This window comes from Cupriavidus sp. CPT47-8839-RL05A, assembly GCF_058792255.1.
Window position 1 is genome coordinate 147,674 of the sequence record NZ_JBYTEG010000012.1, and the last position, 21,668, is coordinate 169,341.

The following is a 21,668-nucleotide window of genomic DNA, read 5'->3' on the forward strand; positions in this document are numbered from 1 at the left end:
CTAACGGGGGCGTTGAACAGGGACGTTGACTGCGGGGCCCGGCATCGAGACCGGGCAAGATGGGTTGGCCGCGCGTGGGGGCAGCTCGCGCGGCGGATACTGCCGGTGCACGACGCGCGCGGCGGCCAGTGGCGTGGCCAGGCTCGCGACGTAGCGGGTGTCGTGATCGGGCTGGCCACATGCATCGTGGATATGCCAGACGCGCAGGTCGGCCCCGGCGCGCGCCAGCGGCGGCACGCAGGCAGCGCACGCCGGCAGCGCCACGCGCACCGACTGCGGCGCAGCCGACAGCCCGGTGCCGACGGCCTTGCTGCACGCTTCCTTGGCGGTCCACAGGCGCAGGAAGGCGAGCATGGCGTCCCGCGGCCGGCGCTGCGCCAGCGCGCCAAGCCAGCGCATTTCGTCGGGGGCGCAGGCCACGGCCGCGCTGTCGTGCCAGGCAGCCCACGACATGTCCGCGCGCCAGGCTTCGATGTCGATCCCGACCGGCGCGCATGACAAGGCGATTGCGGCGCGTGCGTCGCTGTGGCTGACGTTGAACTGCAAGGCTGTGGTGCAATGGCCGCCAAGCGTGGGTTTGCCGAACGCGTTGGCGACCAGCGGCACGGCGTCGGGCGACACGCCCAGGTATAGGCCCAGCAGTGTCCGCAATGCCGAGCGGGCCGCGGTGAAGCGGGCGCGGTCGCCGGGTTGCCGGAACGTGGCGGCGCGCGCGCGTTCGCTTGCCGACAGCGCCGACAGGTCTGCCGCAGCGTCGACTGCCACGTGCCAGACGTGGATCTGGCCGTGCGCGGGCGCGGCCATGTCAGGCGAGCGCATGGCCGTGGTCTCTGGTGGCGCTCAACGTGGAACCGAGCACGGCATCCGTGACCGCATCCAGCACGTCCTGCGCCGCCTCGTGCAGGAAGAAATGCCCGCCCGCGAACAGCCGGTGGCTGCAGTCGTGCAGGGTCTCGTCGCGCCACGCGGCCAGCATCGCGGGCGGGGCGTGGACGTCGTCCCTGCCGCCGAGCACGGTGACCGGACAGCCCAGCCGCGGCCCGGGACGGTAGCGCCAGGCCTCGCACAGCGCGATATCCGCGCGCAGCACGGGCAGGAAGAAGGCGAGCGCTTCCGGCGTTTCGCGGATCTCGGCCGGCATGCCGCCCATGGCGGCGATGACGTCGGCAAAGGCGCCGTCCGGCAGGCTGCTGAACGGCGGCCGAGCCGACGGCAGCGCGGGCGCGCCGCGCCCGGACACCACCAGCGCGGCGGGGGAGAGGCCATGCACGGTCTCAAGCACGCGCGCGGTTTCGAACCCCAGCAGCGCACCCATGCTGTGGCCGAACAGCGCAAAGCGCGGCGCTTCGGCTCGGGCCGCGCGCGCGATCGACGCGGCCAGCGCGCTGGCCAGCGCATGGATCGATGCGCCATGCGCTTCGGCCGTGCGCGTGCCGCGTCCGGGCAGGCATACCGGCGCCAGCTCGATCGCGGCGGGCAGCGCGGCGCGCCAGCCGTGGTACGCGGTATGGCCGGCGCCGGCGTAGGGCAGGCAATAGAGGCGCACGCGATCGCCGGCAGCCGGGCCGCCGCGGCCCGGCATCACGGCGTACCAGGGATCGCGCATCGGCTGCGCGGGGCTCATGCGCCGGCCAGCGCGCGCTGCAGGCTCAGCGGACGCATATCGGTCCAGACCGTCTCGATATGGGCCAGGCACTCGTCGCGGCTGCCCTGGAAGCCCACGCTGGCCCATCCTGCCGGTACGGGCTTGTAGTCGGGCCAGATCGAATACTGGCCTTCATCGTTGCGGACGACGTGGAAACGCGTGTCGGGATGATCCCAGCTCATGGCTGTGCTCCTTCAGATAGTAAGACGTCGAAGGCTATATCGTAAATGATAATGATTTGTATTTCCATTCGTAAATATTTCCGGTAGACTCGCTTTCCATCCAATGTGCAGACATTGTTCGCGTGGCCGCGCCCCTCCCGCCTCTGGCCCGGCTGCAACGCCTTCCGGCGCCGTGCGGCAAGCGCGAACGAACCCAGCGAGGCAACAGGGATATGGATTTGGACACGACCGCTACCATCGCCGACCTCCATGCGGACTGTCGCGCCGGCTCCGCCGCAACTGCCACCGCATCGACAGCAAGGGCGGGCGCGCTGCGCGCCGCGCCGATGTTTGAGCACAGCGCGCTGCCGCTGGTGGTCACCCCCGACGGCGACACCGACTGGCGCCGCCAGTTCGGCGCCATGGCCGCGATCGCCGCGGAACAGTTGCCGCGCGTCGGCGGCGTGCTGTTCCGCGGCTTCCGTTTTGACGACGACTCGGATTTCCGCGCCTTCGCCAGCGCCTTCGGCCATCCGCTGCTGAGCTATGAGTTCGGCTCGACGCCGCGCTCGCAGGTGAAGGAGGGCGTCTATACCTCCACCGAATACCCGGCGCACCAGGTCATCCCGCTGCATAACGAGCAGTCGTACACGCTGCAGTGGCCGATGAAGATCTGGTTCCATTGCGTGCAGCCGAGCGAATCGGGCGGCGAGACGCCCATCGCCGACAGCCGGCTGGTCTACCAGCGCCTGGACCCAGTCATCCGCGAGCGCTTTGCCGCGCGCCGCCTGATGTACGTGCGCAACTACGGCAACGGCCTCGACCTGAGCTGGCAACGCGCCTTCAACACCGATGACCGCGCGCAGGTGGAGCGCTTCTGCCGCGCCCAGCAGATCGATTTCGAATGGAAGGCCGACGGCGAACTGCGCACGCGCCAGCTATGCCAGGCCGTCGCGCGGCATCCGGTGACCGGCGAGATGGTGTGGTTCAACCAGGCCCACCTGTTCCATGTCTCGGGGCTCGCGCCCCACGTGCGCGAGGCCCTGCTCGCCGTGGTCGGCAGCGTCAACGAACTGCCGCGCAATGTCGTCTACGGCGACGGCGCGCCGCTGGAGGACGACGCCCTTGCCGCCATCCGCGCCACGCTCGACGACTGCACCGTGCGCTTTCCCTGGCAGCAGGGCGATGTGCTGATGCTCGACAACATGCTGGCCGCCCACGGGCGCGGCACCTTCAGCGGCCCGCGCCGCGTGATCGTCGCCATGGCCGAGCCCGCGCCGCCCGGCCTGGGCTGATCCCGCCGCCGTCCCGATGCCCACTGGCCGCCCTGCGGGCCAGGGCCTTGCCATCTCCAACGTTTTCGCCATGTCGTCTTCCGTAGCTTCCCTGCCGGCAGAAACCGGCGCCCTGATGCGAACCTTGCGCGCCGATGGCGTGCGCCTGCGCCTGCTGGACGGGCGCTGGCGCGTGGCCGATGGCTGCGCCGCCAGCGCCGAGGCGCTGGACGCCGCGGCCGCGCTGCTCGCCACGCGCGCCGCCGAGGCCGATGCCTGGCTGGCCGCGCATCCCGGCTATTTCGACCGCTATCCCGCCGGCCCCGGCCAGCTGGCGCTGCTGGCCTTCCATCGCCGCCATCCGCACAGCGCCGCGTACAACATGGTCTTCACGATCGAGCTGGCGCCGGGGCTGCGCTTCGACCTGCTGGAGCAGGCCGCGCGCCATGTAGTGGATTGCCACGAGGCGCTGCACAGCGCCTACCTGGACGAGGACGGCGAGATCGTGATGGCGCGGCCGGCCGGCTTTGAAGCCGAGGTTTCGCTGACGCGCGTCGACGGCCTTGCCGAGGCCGATCTGATGGCCTGGTTCGAGCGCGAAGCGGACGAGCCGTTCGACCCCGACGCGGGCCAGGTCTGCCGCTTCCGCTTCCTGGTCTCGCGCCAGGCCGACGGCACCGATCGCATGTGGATGTGTGCCGGCATGCACCATATCGCCGGCGACTACCTCGGCTTCGAGACGGTTTGCGACCAGATCCTTGCGACCTACGAAGCGCTGCGTGCCAAGCACCCGGCCAGTCCGCCGATGGCGTCGCAGGTGGGCCGCTACCGCGACTGGCTGGTGCGCCAGCGCCAGTTGCTGGCGGGGCCGCGTGGTGCATCGCTGCGCGCCTACTGGGACAGCGTACTCGAGGACGCGCCCGCGGCGCCGGCCCTGGCCGGCGAGCGCGCCGTCGAGCCCCGCCTGCGCGGCGCCGAGATTGAATTCCACCTGACGGCGCAACAGACGCAGGGGCTGCGCGACCTGGCCGCGCGGCTCGAGGTCAGCGTCTTCGTGGTGATGCTGGCGCTGTTCAAGACCGTGCTGCACCGGGCCAGCGGCGAGGACGGCTTCCTCATCGGCACGCCTACGGCCGGACGCTCCGGCGCGCAGCATGCCGACCTGATCGGCTATACGCTCAACGCCGTGCCGTTGCGCGCGGAATTCTCCGCCAACCCGGCCTTTGCCGCGGTGGTGCGCGACTGCGCCCGCCAGATGCGTGGCGCCTTGCGCCACCAGCAATATCCGCTGGTGCGCATGGGCGGCGCGGATCGCACCTCGGGACCCTTGTTCCGGCATATGACGACCTTCGTGCCGGTGGGCCCGCGCAAGGTGCTGGGCCGCTACCTGGTGCGCGAATACCTGGCCACGCAGCGCGGCGCGGCCAACGACATGAACCTGCGCTGGCAGGACGAAGGCGAACGCCTGCGCGGCCAGTGGCGCTACGACGCTGACCGCTTTGCCCCGGAGGCAGTGCTGCGGCTGATTGCGGCGCTGGGGGTTGCGGTGGATGCGGTGCTTGACGATGCGGAAGTGCGTGTCGGCGATCTGTCCTTGTTCGATGTGGCGATGCTTTCGCATGGGCAGGCCAGCGGCGCCGCAACGCAGGCCCACGCCACCGCGCTGGTGGCCTTCGAGGCCGGCGTGCGCGAGCATCCGGAGCGCCTCGCGGTAGACGCTGCCGATGCGCAGTTGTCCTACGGTGCGCTCGACGCTGTCGCCTCCGCGCTCGCTGCGCGATTGCAGCACGGCGGCGCGCGCGCCGGCGACGTGGTCGGCCTGCTGCTGCCGCGCGGCGCCGGCATGGCCGTGGCCATGCTCGCCTCGTGGAAAGCGGGCGCCGCGTTCCTGTGCCTCGACGCAGCCCTGCCCGCCGCGCGGCTGGCACAACTGGCGGCAGATGCGGACCTGAAAGCGGTAGTGGGCGAGGGTGGCCGGCCGCAGTGGCTGGCGGACGCGCTGCCCGCTGCCGGCTGGCATGCCGCCTCCCTGCAAGCCGATGCCGCAACCCGCCCGGCTACATGGCCCGCTGCCGTGCCCGCCCAGCCGGCCTACCTGATCTACACCTCCGGCTCGACCGGCACGCCCAAGGCCGTGGTGGTGACGCAAGGCAACCTTGCGCACTACGCCGCTGGCGTGCTGCACGCGCTGGCCCTGCCGGCGGGATCGTCGATGGCGTCGCTGTCCTCCGTGACCGCGGACCTGGGCCACACCGCCTGGTTCGGCGCGCTGCTGGGCGGCCACACGCTGCGCGTGCTGGACGATGCGCTGGGCGAAGACCCCGAGGCCCTCGCCAGCGCGCTGGCGGCGCGGCCGGTCGATTGCCTGAAGATCGTGCCCTCGCACCTGCGCGCACTGCTGGCCGTCGCCGATCCGGCGCGGCTGGTGCCGCGGCAATGCCTGGTGTTCGGTGGCGAGGCGCTGGATGCGGCGCTGGTGGCGCGCGTGCAGGCGCTGCATCCGGCCTGCCGCGTGGTCAACCACTACGGGCCCACCGAAACCACGGTTGGCTGCCTGACGCACGCGGTGCCATCGGGCGGAGCGCAGGGTGCGATTCCGGTCGGCCGCCCGCTGCCCGGCGTCAGCGCCCACGTGCTGGATCGGCACCTGAATCCCGTGCCGCGCGGCGCGGCAGGCGAGCTCTACGTCGGCGGGGCCGGCGTCGCGAGCGGCTACCTGCGCCGCCCGGCGCTGAGCGCCGAACGCTTCGTGCCGGATCCGTTCCAGCCCGGCGGCCGCCTGTACCGCACCGGCGACCGCGTGCGCATGACTGATGACGGCGCCATCGTCTTCCTCGGCCGTGCCGATGCCCAGGTCAAGATCCGTGGCTTCCGCGTCGAACCCGGCGAAGTCGAAGCCTGGCTGCGCCAGGCGCCGCACGTGCGTGATGCGGTGGTACTGGCGCAGCCCTCGCCCGCAGGCGAAGGGCTGCGGCTGGTCGCCTATCTCGTGCCCGCCGACGGATTCGACCTGGCCGCACTGCGCACCGCCATGGCTGCCGCACTGCCGGCGCCGATGCTGCCGGCGGCCTTCGTGCAGTGCGACGCCTTCGCGCGACTGCGCAACGGGAAGGTCGATCGCAAGGCATTGCCGCCGGTGCCCGATGAAGGCGTCGCGCCCGTCCGCGCTGCACCGCAGGACGAAACCGAGGCGACGTTGGCGCGCCTGTGGGCCAACGTGCTCGGGCGCGATGCCGTCAGCGCCGACGACAACTTCTTCGCCCTCGGCGGCGACTCGATCCTCGGGCTGCAGCTGGTCGCGCAAGCGCGCCAGGCCGGTCTGGCGTTGACCCCCAAGCTGCTGTTCTCCCATCCCACGCCCTCGGCATTGGCCGCCGCGCTGCGCGCATGCGCCGCACCGGCTGACGCAAGCGCTGCCATCGAGCAGACGCTGCGCACGCTCTGGCGCGAGATCCTGCGGCGCGACGAGGTCGACCGCGACGCCGACTTCTTCGCGCTCGGCGGCGATTCCATCCTGGCGCTGCAGATCGTGGCCAAGGCCCGCGCGCAACAACTGATGCTGGCGCCCAGGGACCTGTTCGCGCACCCGACGCTGGCGCGCCTGTCGGCGCATCTCGCCGCGCGCGCGCAACCTGCCGCCGCTCCCGCTGCGACGCCGGCAGTGGCACAGCCATTTGCGCTGAGCGGTTGCGACGCGCCAGCACTGGAGCGCCTGCGCATCGCGCAGGGCGGCATCGAGGATGCCTATCCGCTGTCGCCGCTGCAGGAAGGGCTGCTGTTCCACCACCTGCGCGACGGCGGCAACGGCGCCTATGTCAACCAACTGGTGCTGGAAATCGACGGGCCGCTCGACCCGACGCGCATGGCTGCCGCGTGGCAGGGGCTGCTCGACGCCCATCCGATCCTGCGCACCACCTTTGTCGCGCCAGGCGAAGGCGGTTGCGGCGACCGCGCGCTGCAATGCGTGCATGCCCGCACCACGTTGCCCGTGGCCGTAGAGGACTGGCGCGGCGAGGACAGTCCAGCGCTGGCCGAGCGTCTGGCGGCCTGGTGCCGCGCCGACCGCGCGCGTGGTTTCGACCCGGCTGCGCTGCCGCTGATGCGGCTGGCACTGCTGCGCACCGGCGAGCAGGGATGGTGGCTGGTCTGGAGCCGGCACCACCTGATCGTCGACGGCTGGGGCTCGGTGCAACTGCTCGACGACGCGCTGGCCCGCTACGCCGATCCGGCCCACGCCCCGGCGCCGCGCCGGCCGTACCGCGACTATATCGCCTGGCTTGCCGCGCAGCCCGCGACGGCGCGGCAGGCTTTCTGGCGCGAGGCCTTCGCCGGCCTGCCCGGTCCCACCGTGCTGCCGGGCATCGCGCCGGCGGCCGCGCACACCAATGCGGTGCCGCTGTGCCGCGACCTGGTGCTGCCGGCCGGACTCGACGCCAGCCTGCGCGCGCTGGCGGCCGCGCATCGCGTCACGCTCAATACCGTGATGCAGGCGGCGTGGGGTATCGTGCTGGCGCGCCATTGCGGCAGCGACGATATCGTCTTCGGCGTGACCTCGGCCGGCCGGCCAACGGGCCTCGACGGCGCCGAGCGCATGCTGGGCGTGTTTATCAACACACTGCCGCTGCGTCTGCGTCCGCGCGGCCCGCTGACGGTGACGGACTATCTGCAGGCTACCCAGCAAGCCGGCGTCGCCATGCGCGAGTTCGAACATGCCGCGCTGGCCGAGATCCAGGCGCAGGCCGGTACCGGTGGCGCGCTGTTCGACACGCTGATGGTGTTCCAGAACCTGCCCGACCTGAACGACCGGGCGCGCGAGGTGGCGGGCCTGCGCCTGCGCCAGCACGACAACATCGAGCAGACCCACTACGGCCTGACGCTGGAAGTGATGCCCGATCGTCGCTTCACCGTCCGCTTCACCTGCGATGCCGGCCGCGTTGAGGCGAAACGCCTCGCGCAATGGATGGACGCGTACGCGGCCGCGCTGGCATCGCTGGCCGAGGGCGCGGCGCATGTCGGTGCCGTCGATCTGCTTGACCCGGCCACGCGCACGCGGCTGCAGGCTTGGGGCGCCAGCGATGACACCAGCGTCTCGCAGGCAGCCCTGCACGACGACTACGTACAGCGCGTGGCGCGCCGCGTCGCCGCGCATCCGGAGCGCGTGCTGGCGCGCTGCGGCGACGCCGCACTGACCTACGGCGACTGGTGGCAACGTGCCGGCCGGCTTGCCGGGGGCCTGCGTTCCGCGGGCGTGACGCAGGATGACGTCGTCGCAGTGCTGCTGCCGCGCGGGCTCGACTGGCTGGTCGCGCTGGCCGGAATACTGCGCGCCGGCGCGGCCTGGGTGCCGCTCGACGTCAGCCATCCCCCGGCGCGCTGGCTGCAGGTGCTGGCGCAGACGCGCCCCGCGCAGGTGCTGACGGATGCTGCAGGCGTTGCTGCGATTGCCGAGGCGGGGATCGCAGACGCCCGGACGCTGGCCGCCGTCGAGGCCACCGCTGCGGGATCGACGGCACTGCCGGCATCCTCGCACCCCGCCCAGCTCGCCTACGTGCTGTTCACCTCCGGCTCGACCGGCGTGCCCAAGGGCGCGATGGTCACGCGCGCCGGCATGCTCAACAACATGCTGGCCAAGGTGGTGCCATTGGGGCTGGGCGAGGGCGATGTGATCGCCCAGACCGCGCCGCCGTGCTTCGACATCTCGGTATGGCAGGCGCTCGCCGCGCCGCTGTTCGGCGCGCGCATGGAGATCGTCGCCGACGAGGTGGTGCGCGATCCTTCGGCGCTGACGGCGCTGCTGGCGCAGCGCGGCGTGACGCTGTTCGAACCGGTGCCGTCGCTGCTGCAGGCCATGCTCGACTGCCAGGCCGCCGAGGGCCGCGACGCGCCGCTGCCGGCGCTGCGCTGGGTGCTGCCCACTGGCGAGGCGCTGCCGCCCGCCACCGCGCGCGCCTGGTTCGGGCGCTACCCGGCGGTGCCGCTGATGAACGCCTACGGTCCCGCGGAATGCTCGGACGACGTGGCCTTCCACCCCTTGTCTGCCGATAGGCTGGAGCAGGGCAGCGACACCGTGCCGATCGGCCGTCCCACCGCCAATGCGGTGCTGCAGGTGCTCGATGCCGACGGCAACCTGGCCGCACCCGGCGTGATCGGCGAGATCGCGGTGGCCGGCGCCGGCGTGGGCTGGGGCTACCTGGCCGACCCGCGCCGCACCGCCGCCGCCTTCGTGCCCGATCCGACCGGCGCCCCGGGCAGCCGCCGCTACCTGACCGGCGACCTCGGCCGCTGGCAGGCCGACGGCGTGCTGGAGTACGTGGGTCGCAAGGACTTCCAGGTCAAGCTGCGCGGCTACCGCATCGAGCTGGGCGAGATCGAGGCCGTGCTGGCCGCGCATCCCGCCGTGCGTCAGGCGCTGGTGACGGTGTACCAGGCCGCCGGCAGCGAATGGCTGACGGCCTACTGGCAGCCAGAAGCCGGCGCGGAAGCCGTATTGGAAGCCGAGCTTGCCGCCAGCGTCGCGGCGCGGTTGCCGGCCTACATGGTGCCGGCCGCGTGGGTGCGCATGCCGGTCTGGCCGCTCAACGCCAACGGCAAGATCGACCGCAAGGCGCTGCCCGCGCCGCAGGTGGCAGCCGCCGGCGAGGAGGGCGATCCCCCGGCCAACCCGGTCGAGCAAGCCGTGGCGGAAATCTGGGAGGCACTGCTGCCCGGTGTGCGGGTTGGCCGCGACAGCCATTTCTTCCGTCTCGGCGGCCATTCGCTGATCGCCACCCGCGTGGTGGCGCGCTTGCGCGCCGCCGGCCACGCACAGGCCGCGCTGCGCGATGTGTTCGAAGCCCCGGTGCTGCGCGACTTTGCCGCGCGCCTGGCCACGGCGGCGCCCGCGGCGGCGATCCCCGCGCTGGTGCCCGTGCCTCGCGTTGCGCGCATGCCGGTATCACTGGCGCAGCAACGGCTGTGGCTGGTCGAGCGCCTGCAGGGCAATGCCGGTGCCGCCTACAACATGGCCGGCGCGCTGCGCCTGCGCGGGCCGCTGGATGTCGCCGCGCTGCGCCAGGCCCTGGCCGCCGTGGCCGCTCGCCACGAGGTCCTGCGCACCGCCTATCCCGACGACGACGGCGAGCCGTTCGCCCGCATCGATGTCGCCGCCGGCATCGGCCTGCCAATGGCCGACCTCCAGGCGCTGGCGCCCGAGGCCCGCGACGCGGCGCTGCGCGAAGCCATGCGTGAGCACGCGTCACGACCCTTTGCGCTCGGCGAGGCGCCGCTGTGGCGCGCCACGCTGCTGCGCTGCGCCCCGCAGGAACACGTGCTGCTGGTCGCGATGCACCACCTGGTGTCCGACGGCTGGTCGGTCGGGCTGCTGGTCGACGAGATCACCCACGGCTACCGCCGCGCACTGGCGCCGGACCAGGTCGCACCGCTGCCGCCGCTGGCCTTGCAATACGCCGACTATGCAGCCTGGCAACGCGACTGGCTGCGCGGCGCCGCGCTCGACCAGTTGGCCGCCTACTGGCGCGGCGCGCTCGCCGGCGCGCCGGCGGCACTGGCCTTGCCGGCCGACCGCGCGCGCCCGCCGGTGGCGCGCATGGAAGGCGATGCCGTGGCGCTGCACGTCGACGCCGCGCGCATGGCGCAGGTGCATGCGCTGGCCCGCGCCGAGCAGGTCACGCCGTTTGTCGTGCTGCTGGCCAGCTTCCAGTGCTGGCTGCACCGCGCCACCGGCATGGACGACCTGGTGCTCGGCACCGACGTCGCCGGCCGCCACGACGCGGCGCTGGAGCCGCTGATCGGCTTCTTCGTCAACGTGCTGCCGCTGCGCTCCCGGCGCGTCGCCGGCGCCAGCTTCCGCGACACCCTCGCCGCCTGCCGGCGCGGCGTGCTGGCCGCGTTCGAGCATGACGGCCTGCCGTTCGACCGCATCGTGGAGGCCGCGGGCATGCCGCGCGACCGCAGCCGCAACCCGCTGGTGCAGGCGCTGTTCGTGCTGCAGAACACGCCGGCCGGGCAGTTCGCCATGCCCGGCGTGCAGGCCGAGATGCTGCCGCCGGTGGAGCGCAATTCCAAGTTCGACATGGCGCTGTTCCTCGAGCCCGAGGGCGGGCAGGAAGCCGCGGCGCTGCGCGGCGACTGGGTGTTCGCCACAGCGTTGTTCGAGCGGACCACGGTGGCGCGCTTTGCCAGCGACTGGCTGGCCACGCTGGACGCGCTGCTGCGCGCGCCGGACCAGCCCGTCGGCCACGTCACCGAACTTGTCCCGGGCGCCGCGCGCCCGACCCAACCGAAACCCGAGGAGTCCCGAAACATGGAAACCAGCCAACGCATGGCGGCCAAGCTCGACCAGCTCAAATCGCTGGCGCGGCCGCGCCCGGCCACCCTCGCTCCCGCCACTCCGGTTCCGTCCGCCGCCGACCCGGCCAGCCAGGTGCGGCTGCACCCGCTGCGGGCCGGTGACGTCTTTCCCATCGTGATCGAGCCGGCGGCGCCCGGCCTCGATCCCGTCGCCTGGGCCGCCCGGGCGCGCGGGCTGATCATCGACACCCTGCATAAACACGCGGGCATCGTCTTCCGCGGCTTCGACCTGCCCACGCCGCAGGCCTTCGAGGCCTTTGCCGAAGCGATGCATCCGGGCCTGTACGGCAGCTATGGCGACCTGCCCAAGAAGGAGGGCGGCCGCAACACCTACCGCTCCACGCCGTACCCCGAGCGCCAGATGATCCTGTACCACAACGAAAGCGCGCACCTGGAGCGCTGGCCGCGCAAGCAGTGGTTCTATTGCGAACTGCCCTCCGCCATCGGTGGCGCCACCCCCATCGTCGACTGCCGCGAACTGTTGCGCCGCCTGCCGCCCGCGCTGGCCGCCGAGTTCGCCAGCCGGCAACTTATGTACGTGCGCACCTTCACGCCGCGGCTGGACGTGGACTGGCGCGACTTCTACAAGACCGAGGACCGCGCTGAAGTGGAAGCGCGCTGCCGCGCCGCCGGCATCGACTGCCGCTGGCTGGACGGCGACATCCTGCAGACCCGCACCGTGTGCCCGGCCATCGTCAGCCACCCGGTCACCGGCGAGCGCAGCTTCTTCAACCAGGTGCAGCTGCACCACGTGTCGTGCCTGGAGGAAGACGTGCGTGAAGACCTGCTCGAGATGGTGGGGCTGGAACGCATGCCGCGCCATGTGATGTTCGGCGACGGCACACCGATCCCCGACGAGGCGATGAAGCTGATAGGCGAACTGTACGAGGCCTGCGCCGTGCGCTTCGACTGGCAACGCGGCGACGTGGTGATGCTCGACAACATGCTGGCCGCGCACGCCCGCGACCCCTATGAAGGCCCGCGCAAGATCGTCGTCGCGATGGGCGATATGTTTGACCGCACCCGGCTCGACGGCAATGCCGCCGCGGTGCCGCAGGAGAACGCCGATGCCTGAACTGCAGTCCGCCTGGACCCCGACACCCGAACAACAGGCCACATGGCAGCAATGGCGCGACACGCCGGCGCCGCGCGCGCATGTGGCGCGGATCGCTCTGCACGGGCAGCCCGACCCTGCCGCAGTGGATGCCGCGCTGGCGGCGCTGCGTGTGCGGCACGAATCGCTGCGTACCGCATATATCGACGATGGCAACGAGCTGGTGGCCTGCGTGCCACAGGCGGGCACCAACGGTGCCGCCACGGCCATCGCCGCGCCCGGCGATGCGCCGTCGCTGCCTGCGCTCGACCCGGCCACCGGCGACGTACTGCGCGCCTGCATCAGCCCTCTGCCCGCGGGCGGCGCCACCCTGTGGCTGCTGGTTAGTCCGCTGGCGGCAGACCGCGGCACCGTGCTGAAGCTTGCCGAAAACATGCGCGATGCATTGGATGCGCGGGCACGGATCGATGGCGATGAGGAATTGCCGCTGCAATACGCGCAATACGCCGACTGGCAGCAAGACGCGCGCCTGGGCGAAGACGGCACCGGCAGCGCCGGCCGCGCGTACTGGCAGGCGCAGGCCGCCGGCCTGGCGGCTCCGTTGCGCATCCCCGATGCGCTGGGCGAAACCGCGGCGGCGCAAGGTAGCGACACCTGGCGCCACACGCTGCATGGCGCGCACCGGCAGGCGCTGGCCGCATCGGCGCGACAGTTCGGCACCACGCCTGAGCGCGTGGTGCAGGCGGCCTGGTGGACCGTGCTGGCGCGCCTGTGCGCGCAGCCGGTGTTCAGCGGTGCCTGGCTGCATGATTGCCGCCGCGACTACGACGTGATGGCCGATGCCGCCGGCGTATTTGTCAAGGCGCTGCCGGTCAGCGTGGCTTGGGACGCGCAGCGCAGCGTGGCCGAGCACTGGCGCGCCTGGCTGCCCGCGCTCGACAGCCACGCCGCGTGGCAGGAAGCCTGGCAGCCCGGGGATGCCGCGCCCCGTATCGGGTTTGCGGTAGCGCCGCTGCCGCCCGCCGGCGTGGCGATGGCCAGCCCGGCATGGCCCGGCTTCGACCTGGTGTGTGAGGCACTCGATGACGGGCAGGGCATGGCGGCGCTCGCGCTGCATGCGCGCGCAGGCGTCCTGCATCCGCGCGTCGCGCAGTGGGTGCTGGCGCATCTGGCGGCACTGATCGGCACATTGCCTGTGGCGCTCGACACGCCGCTGGAATCGCTGTCGTGGCCTGCGGACGATACCTTGCGCGTGCCGCAGTGCTGGACGGGCGAAACGCCCGTGGATGCGGGGCAGACCCTGCTCGCACGCATCGCGCAGCATGCCCGGCAGACGCCGGATGCGCCCGCGCTCGAGGCCGCGGACCTGGTGCTCGACTACGCCGGCCTGCAGCGCACCGTGCAAGGCGCTGCGCAACGGCTGCGCGCGCTCGGCGTGGGCCCCGGCACGCGCGTGGCGCTGGCGCTGCCGCGCAGCGGCGCGCTGGTGGCGAGCCTGCTGACGGTATGGGCCGCGGGCGGCGCCTATGTGCCGCTCGACCCGGCGTGGCCGCAGGCGCGCCGCCGCAGCGTGCTGGCGCAGTCGGCGCCGGTGCTGACCATCGCGCAGCAGGCTGCCCACGATGACGCCACGGTGATCTGTGCCGATGCGCTGCTGGCCGAGGCCGCACAGGTTGATGGCGAATTTGCCAGCGCACAGGAAGACGCCGCCTACGTGCTCTTCACCTCCGGCTCCACCGGCGAGCCCAAGGGCGTGGTGGTCGGCCACCGGCAGATCAGCCATTACACCGCGGCGGTGTGCGAGGCGCTGTCGCTGGCGTCGTGCCGGCGGCTCGGCCTGACGTCGTCGGTCGCGGCCGACCTCGGCAACACCACGCTGTTCGCAGCACTGTGGCAGGGGGCGTGCCTGGCGGTGGCCAGCGATGACGACATGGCGCATCCCGCCGCCTTCTCCCGTTACCTGCGTGGACGCGAGGTCGACGCCATCAAGATCGTGCCGTCGCACCTGGCGGCGCTGCTGGAAACGGATGCACCGGCCGTGCCCGCCACCGTGATCCTGGGCGGCGAGCCCTTGCCCGCCAGCCTGGTGCAGGGGCTGCGCCGCCACGCACCGGACTGCCGGATCTTCAACCACTATGGCCCGACCGAAACCACCATCGGCGTCATGGTCCACGCCATCGGCGCGGAGGATCCGGGATGGCCCGCCGGCACGGCGCCGCTCAGCCGGGCCCTGGGCGCGGCGCGCGTGCGGCTGCTGGACGATGCCTTGCGCCCGGTCCCGGCCGGCGTGGCCGGGCAGCTCTACGTCGGCGGTCCGCAACTGGCGCATGGCTACCTCGGCCGCCCGGACCTGGACGCCGCCGCGTTTGTCGGCGACCCGTTCGCGGCAGGGCAGCGCCTCTACTGCACCGGAGACCTGGCGCGCGCCACCCCCGCCGGCCTGCAACTGCTGGGCCGCGCCGACCAGCAGGTCAAGATCCGCGGCATCCGCGTCGAGCCGGCGGAAGTCGAGGCAGCGCTGCTGGCCCAACCGGCGGTGGCGCAGGCTGCGGTCTGTGCCGCGCCCGGCCCCGGCGGCGCAGCCGTGCTGTGCGCGTTCATCGTGCCGGCATCGGCCGGCTCCGCCGACACGGATGCGCTGCGGCGCGCGCTTGCCGCCATGCTGCCCGACGCCATGGTCCCGTCGCGCTTGATCGCGCTGCCTGCGCTGCCGCGGCTGCCGAACGGCAAGACCGACCGCACGGCGCTGCGCACGCTGGCCGCATCGCCGGACGACATTGCCGCAGCGGCGCCGCAAGCTGCCACGGCATCCGCGGATGCCGTGGAGACCCTGGTCTGCGCGCTGATGGCCGAACTGCTGGAGCAGGAGCGGGTCGACCCGCACGCCGACTTCTTCGCGCTCGGCGGCCATTCGCTGCTGGTGATCAAGCTGGTGGCGCGGCTGCGCCGGCGCCTGCAGGTGGAGATCGCACCGGGCGTGGTGTTCGACCACCCGACCGCCCACGCGCTGGCCGCGGCCGTGCGTGAACACAGCGAGACGGCGGGCGAACTCGACGCGCGCGCGCTCACCGCGCTGAGTGCGGCGCCCCAGGCTGCCGTGGCCGCCTGAGCGCTCCCCGATATCCATTGACCGTGATACCGCTCCCATGTCAGATGCATTGAATACCGCGCACGCGCAGGTCGCCGCGCGCTTTGCCCGGCTGGCGCCAGCGCAGCGCGCGGCGTTCCTGGCCGCGCTGCACGACAAAGGCGTGGCCTTCTCCACGCTTCCGATCGTGCCGGCGCCGCGCAGCGAAGCGCTGCCGCTGTCGTACGCGCAGCACCGCCTGTGGTTCCTGCAGCAGCTCGATCCGGCCGGCACCGCCTATCACATGCCGGGCGCATACCGGCTCGAAGGGGCGCTCGACGTCGCAGCACTGCGCCGTGCGTTCGATCGCATCGGTGCGCGCCATGAGGTGCTGCGCACCACCTATCCAACCGACGCTGCCGGCGTGGCGCGCCAGCAGGTGCACGACAGCCTGCCGCCGCCATTCGTCGAGATGGAAGCCGATACCACCGGCCTGGACACCACCATCGACGGCATTGTCCACGCGCCGTTCGATCTCGCCGCAGGACCGCTGTGGCGCGTCGCGCTGATCCGCGAGAGCGTCCAGTCCCATGTGCTGGTAGTAGTGCTGCACCACATCGTCGCCGACGGCGCCTCGATCGTGCGCCTGGTCGCGGAACTGGCCGCCTGCTACGCCGCCGAAGCTGCCGACATGCAGCCCGAACTGCCACAGCTGCCGGTGCAGTACGCTGACTACGCCGCTTGGCAGCGCAACTGGATGGAAGCCGGCGAAGCCGAGCGCCAGCTCCGCTACTGGCGCGACCGCCTGGGCGATGCGCCCGGCGCCGCACTCGATCTGCCGGCCGACCGGCCACGCCGCGCGGCGCGTACCGGCGCGGGCGCCGAGCACACCTTCGTCATTCCGGCCGACGTGGCCGCGGCGCTGCGCACGCTCGCCGGCGCGCATCAGGCCACGCTCAACATGGCGCTGCTGGCCGCCTATGCGGTCTTGTTGAACCGCTACACCGGACAGGCCGACGTCTGCATCGGCGTGCCGGTGGCCAACCGGCAACGCAGCGAAACCGAGGCGCTGGTCGGCTGCTTCGTCAACATGCAGGTGATGCGCGCCGAGGTGGCGCCAGACGAGCCGTTTGCCGAGCTGCTGTCCCGGCTGGCACGGCAGGCGGCGGCGGACCAGGAGCACCAGGCGCTGCCGTTCGACCTGCTGGTGGAGGCGCTTCAGCCCGGCCGCAGCCTGGCGCAGCCGGCGCTGTTCAACGTCACCTTCGACCATCGCACCGCCGGCGCGGCGGCGGTGCCGCAACTGAAGGGGCTGCGCGTCACGCCGCTGGAATTGCCGGTGACGACCGCGCGTTTCGAACTCAGCCTGGCCACCACCGAGCTGCCCGATGGCAGCCTTTGCGGCCGGATCGCCTATGCCGCCGATCTGTTCGATGCCGCCACCGTGGCGCGCATGGCGGGGCACTATGCGCGCCTGCTGCAGGCGTTCGCCACCGATCCCGCCACGACACCCGCCGCGGCTGTGTTACTGGGCGACGCCGAGCGCGACGCGCTGGCGCGCTGGAGCGAACCTGGCTGCGTAGCACCACTGTTCGTGCCGGTGCACGCACAGGTGGCGGCCCACGCCCGCCGCGCGCCCGAGGCCCCGGCCGTGCTGTTCGGCGATGCCACGCTCAGCTACGGCGAGTTGAATCGCCAGGCCAACCGGCTCGCGCACCGGCTGATCGCGCAGGGCATTGGCGCCGAGAGCCGCGTCGGCGTGGCGCTGGGCCGTTCGCCGCGCATGATCGTGGCGCTGCTGGCGGTGCTGAAGGCTGGCGGCTGCTTCGTGCCCTTCGATCCCACCTATCCGGCGCGGCGCCTGCTGGACATGCAGGAGGACGCCGCGCCGCAGTTGTTGCTCACCGAGCGCGCGCTGCGCGATGCCTTCCCGGTAGCCGAAGGCATGACAGTGCTGCTGGTCGATGACGACGCCGACGCATCCTTCCTCGAACACGATCCCGAAATTGCCGTACACCCGGCGCAGCTTGCCTACGTCATCTACACCTCCGGCTCGACCGGCAAGCCCAAGGGCGTCGCGGTGGCGCACGGCCCGCTGGCAATGCACGTGGTCACCACTGCCGAGTGCTACGACATCACGGCCGCCAGCCGCGAGCTGCATTTCCTGTCGTTCAGCTTCGACGGCGCGCACGAGCGCTGGATGGTGCCGCTGGCCAGCGGCGCCAGCATCGTGCTGCGCGACGACACGCTGTGGAGCGTGGAGCAGACCTACGCGGCGCTGCGACGCCATGCGGTCACGCACGCGGGCTTTCCGCCGCGCTACCTGCACCAGCTCGCCGCCTGGGCCGAATCGCAGGGCGATCCGCCGCCGCTGTGGCTTTATTCCTTCGGTGGCGAAGCCATGCCCCGCGCGGGCGTGGCCCGCCTGACGCAGGCGCTGCGGCCGCAGCACATCATCAACGGCTATGGCCCGACCGAAACGGTGATGACACCGCTGGTGTGGAAGGCAAGGGCCGCCGACGCGGAAGCTCAGGTCACCGGCGCCTATGCGCCGATCGGCCGGCCGGTCGGCGCGCGCAGCGCGTACGTGCTGGACAGCCGGCTCGAACCGGTGCCGGTAGGTGTGCCGGGCGAACTCTATCTCGGCGGCGAAGGGCTGGCACGCGGCTACCTGGGCCGGGCGGGCATGACGGCCGACCGCTTCATTCCCGATCCGTTTGGCGCGCCCGGTGGACGGCTCTACCGCACCGGCGACCTGGTGCGCTGGCAGCCCGAAGGCTGCATCGAATACCTCGGCCGGCAGGACCACCAGGTGAAGATCCGCGGCTTCCGCATCGAACTGGGCGAGATCGAGGCGCACCTGTTGGCGCAGCCCGGCGTTCGGCAAGTGGTGGTGCTGCCGCACCAGACGTCCGCCGGCACGCGGCTGGTCGGCTACGTCGTGGCGCAGCAGCGCGCGGTATCGTGCGAGGCCCTGCGCGCGGCGCTCGCGGCGGCCTTGCCCGATTACATGGTGCCGGCCGCGATCCTGCAGCTCGACAGCCTCCCGGTCACGCCCAACGGCAAACTGGACCGGCGCGCGCTGCCGGAACCGCAGTGGCAGGCCGAGACCGCCTACACCGCGCCGGTGTCAGCGGCGGAGCGGATGCTGGCGGCCGTCTGGGCAGACGTGCTCGGCATCGCGCAGGTGGGCCTGCATGACAACTTCTTCTCGCTCGGCGGCGATTCCATCCTGAGCCTGCAGATCGTCGCGCGCGCCCGTTTGCAGGGCTGGCGGCTGACGCCGCGCCAGGTATTCGAGCACCAGACGGTGGCCGCGCTGGCGCGGGTGGCGGAGCGCGTGGGTGGCACGGCGCAGGATGCGGCCAACGATGACGCTGGCGCGGCGCCGCTGACGCCGGTGCAGGCGGCCTTTCTCGGGCAGCCGCTGGCCGAGGCCAGCCGCAACCGCTTCAACCAGTCGGTGCTGCTGCGCCCGCAGTCGGCCATCGACGCACCGGCATTGCAGGCCGCGCTGCAGGACGTCATCGGCCACCATGCCGCACTGCGCTACCACTTCACACGCACCGACGAAGGCTGGCGCCAGCAGGCCGCCGCTGAAGCCCGGGACGCGGTCGCACTGACGGCCATCGACGTGCCGGACGCCGCGGCAATCACCGCTGTCTGCGATGCAGAGCAGGACCGGCTGGACATCGCCCGCGGGCCGCTGCTGCGTGCGCTGCACCTGCGCGTCGCCAATGGCAGCGAGCGGCTGTTCTTGGTCTGCCACCATCTGGTGGTCGACGGCGTGTCCTGGCGCATCGTGCTGGAAGACCTGCAAGCCGCCTACGCCGCACGGCTGGCGGGACAGGTGGCAGCGCTGGCGCCCGTGGGCGCCAGCTATGCCGCATGGAGCCGCACGCTCGCAGGGCCGGCGCGCGACGTGTTCGCGCCCGAGGCCGAATACTGGCGCACCGTCACGCGCGACCAGATGTCATTGCCATGCGATGGTCCGGGCGGTGAACCGGCGCGCCCGCGCACGGCAAGCTTTGCTTTGGACGTGGCCACGACCGACGCCTTGCTGCGGCGGGCGCATGCCGCCTACCGCACCGGCGTCAACGACCTGCTGCTGGCGGGATTCGCGCGCGCGCTGTGCGCCTTTGCTGGCCGCGACGACATCCGCATCCACGTGGAAGGCCACGGCCGCGAAGCCGAGGCGGCCGGCAGCGCGCTCGATCTCAGCCGCACGGTGGGCTGGTTCACCAGCGTCTGGCCGGTCCGGCTGGCGAGCGTTGCGGACGTCGGCGACACCATCGCCGGGGTCAAGGAAGCGCTGCGCGCGGTGCCGCGCCAAGGGCTTGGGTACGGCGTGCTCAGCGCTCTCGCGCCAGCGGCGCTGCCGCCGTGCGCGCCGCAGGTGCTGTTCAACTACCTCGGCCAGTTCGACAGCAGCCTTGGGGAACGCGGCTGGCAGGCCGCCGCGGAGGATACCGGCTGCGGCGTCTCCGACGACATCCCCTTGCCGGCGCCGCTGGCGTTCGATGGCCGGGTCCAGGGCGGCCGCCTGCAGTTCCGCTGCACCTACAGCGGCGCACAGTTCCGCGAGGCCACCATCGAAGCGCTGATGGCGCGCATCGCGCAGTCGCTGCGCGAGGTGGTCGGGCATTGCGTGGCGCAGTCCGTGGCCCGGCTGACGCCCTCCGATGTGCCGGCCAGCGGGCTGTTGCAGCAGCAACTGGATGCGCTCGCGCTGCGTGCCGACGAGATCGAGGACATCTGGCGGCCCACGCCGATGCAGCGCGGCATGATCCGGCACGGCGCGCGGCATCCCGGCTCGCCGGCCTACACCGTGCAGGTGCAGGCCACCATGGACGGGCTCGACGTGGAGCGCATGGTCGCGGCATGGCAGGACGCGGTGCGGCGGCATCCGGTGCTGCGGGCCCGGGTGGCGTGGCTGCAAGCGGGCGCGGGCATGGAGGCCGAGCCGCTGCTGGTGGTGCCCACGCAGGCCACGCTGCCGGTCAGGCACCACGACTGGCGCGAACGCAGCCATCGCCCTGCCGCGGCCGCCGACGATGCCCAATGGCAGGCGCTGTGCGAGGCCGAGTTCCGCGAGGGCTTCGACCTGGGCCAGGCGCCGCTGATGCGGCTGACGCTGGTGCGCATCGGCGACCACAGCTGGCGCTTCCTCTGGACCTGGCATCACCTGCTGCTGGACGGCTGGAGCATGTCGCGCCTGCTGGGCGAGGTGCTGCGCGGCTACGACGGCGAGCAGCCGGCCCAGCCCGCGGTGTCGCTGCGCCGCTACGTGGCGTGGCAGCAGGCGCAGTCGGGCGCCGATCCTGAACAACGCTGGCGCGAGCGTCTGGCGCCGCTGGCACGCCAACCGGTGCGCATCACGCGCGAGGTTGCGCCGGCACAGCGCGGTCAGCAGATCCGCGCGGTGGAACACGTGGTGCAGGCCGATGCGCTGCGCACGCTGGCCGCTTTCGCCAGCCGCCAGCACGTCACCGTCAACACGCTGGTGCAGGCAGCATGGATGCTGGCGCTGCGCCAGGCCACCGGTGCGCGCACGGTGGGGATGGCCGTGGTGGGCTCGGGCCGTTCGGCGGAGCTGCCCGGCATCGAAGACATCATGGGCTTGCTCGCGAGTACCTTGCCGCTGGTGCAGGCGCTGCCCGACTCGCTGCGCGTGGCCGACTGGCTGCCGGCGCTGCAGGCCGACAACCTGGCGCTGCGCGAGACCGAGCATGCGCCGCCGGCGTGGCTGCAGAGCTGGGCGGCCGGCAGCGACGATGCCGCGCACGCGCCGTTCGACACCATGCTGATCTACGAGAACTACCCGGTCGACAGCACGCTGCGGGAAACCCAGCGCGGCGCGCTGCGCTTCAGCGATGTCGATAACCGCGGACAGATGAGCTATCCGGTAACGGCCATCGTGATCCCGCGTGAAACGCTGACGCTGCGCGTGGAGTACGACACGGCGGCGCTCGACGACAGCGCGGCGGAGGAACTGACCCGGCAGTGCGTGGCGATCCTGCTGGCGCTGCCGGCGCTGGCCGGCGCCACGCTGGGCGAAGTGCCGGTGCGCGTCGAGCACGGCAGCGCCAGCGAGCTGGCGGCCTAGGTGCCGACGGCT

7 protein-coding genes are annotated in these 21,668 nt (G+C 72.2%); 4 read left to right on the forward strand and 3 right to left on the reverse strand.

The genetic code is table 11. From position 1 onward, the window contains the following. From AC3WVS_RS16730 to AC3WVS_RS16740, 3 genes are read right to left on the reverse strand one after another with little or no spacing between them, the layout of a single operon-like run. On the reverse strand, window positions 1-819 hold the full coding sequence (locus tag AC3WVS_RS16730; RefSeq protein WP_492319568.1) for a 4'-phosphopantetheinyl transferase family protein: 819 nt from the start codon (window positions 817-819) through the stop codon (window positions 1-3). After that, window positions 806-1,624 (reverse strand): thioesterase II family protein, encoded by an 819-nt coding sequence (locus tag AC3WVS_RS16735; protein WP_492319569.1) that lies wholly within the window; start codon window positions 1,622-1,624, stop codon window positions 806-808. Before AC3WVS_RS16735 ends, AC3WVS_RS16730 begins: the two co-directional genes overlap by 14 nt. Beyond that, window positions 1,621-1,827 carry an MbtH family protein gene (locus tag AC3WVS_RS16740; protein WP_010810192.1) on the reverse strand — a complete coding sequence of 69 codons (207 nt, stop codon included), beginning with the start codon at window positions 1,825-1,827 and terminating at the stop codon, window positions 1,621-1,623. The genes AC3WVS_RS16735 and AC3WVS_RS16740 overlap by 4 nt, the downstream gene beginning before the upstream one ends. A 326-nt stretch (window positions 1,828-2,153) precedes the next feature. On the opposite strand from AC3WVS_RS16740, the gene AC3WVS_RS16745 reads away from it, so the two are divergent. From AC3WVS_RS16745 to AC3WVS_RS16760, 4 genes are all read left to right on the forward strand, one after another. Next, window positions 2,154-3,101 (forward strand): TauD/TfdA family dioxygenase, encoded by a 948-nt coding sequence (locus tag AC3WVS_RS16745; protein WP_492319570.1) that lies wholly within the window; start codon window positions 2,154-2,156, stop codon window positions 3,099-3,101. 115 nt (window positions 3,102-3,216) lie between these two features. Next, window positions 3,217-12,504 (forward strand): amino acid adenylation domain-containing protein, encoded by a 9,288-nt coding sequence (locus AC3WVS_RS16750; RefSeq protein ID WP_492319571.1) that lies wholly within the window; start codon window positions 3,217-3,219, stop codon window positions 12,502-12,504. Beyond that, window positions 12,497-15,592, forward strand: coding sequence for an amino acid adenylation domain-containing protein (locus AC3WVS_RS16755; protein ID WP_492319572.1), 3,096 nt, complete (start codon window positions 12,497-12,499; stop codon window positions 15,590-15,592). The genes AC3WVS_RS16750 and AC3WVS_RS16755 overlap by 8 nt, the downstream gene beginning before the upstream one ends. A 37-nt stretch (window positions 15,593-15,629) precedes the next feature. Next, window positions 15,630-21,656, forward strand: a complete 6,027-nt coding sequence (locus AC3WVS_RS16760; RefSeq protein WP_492319573.1) for an amino acid adenylation domain-containing protein — start codon at window positions 15,630-15,632, stop codon at window positions 21,654-21,656. Window positions 21,657-21,668: the final 12 nt, after the last annotated feature.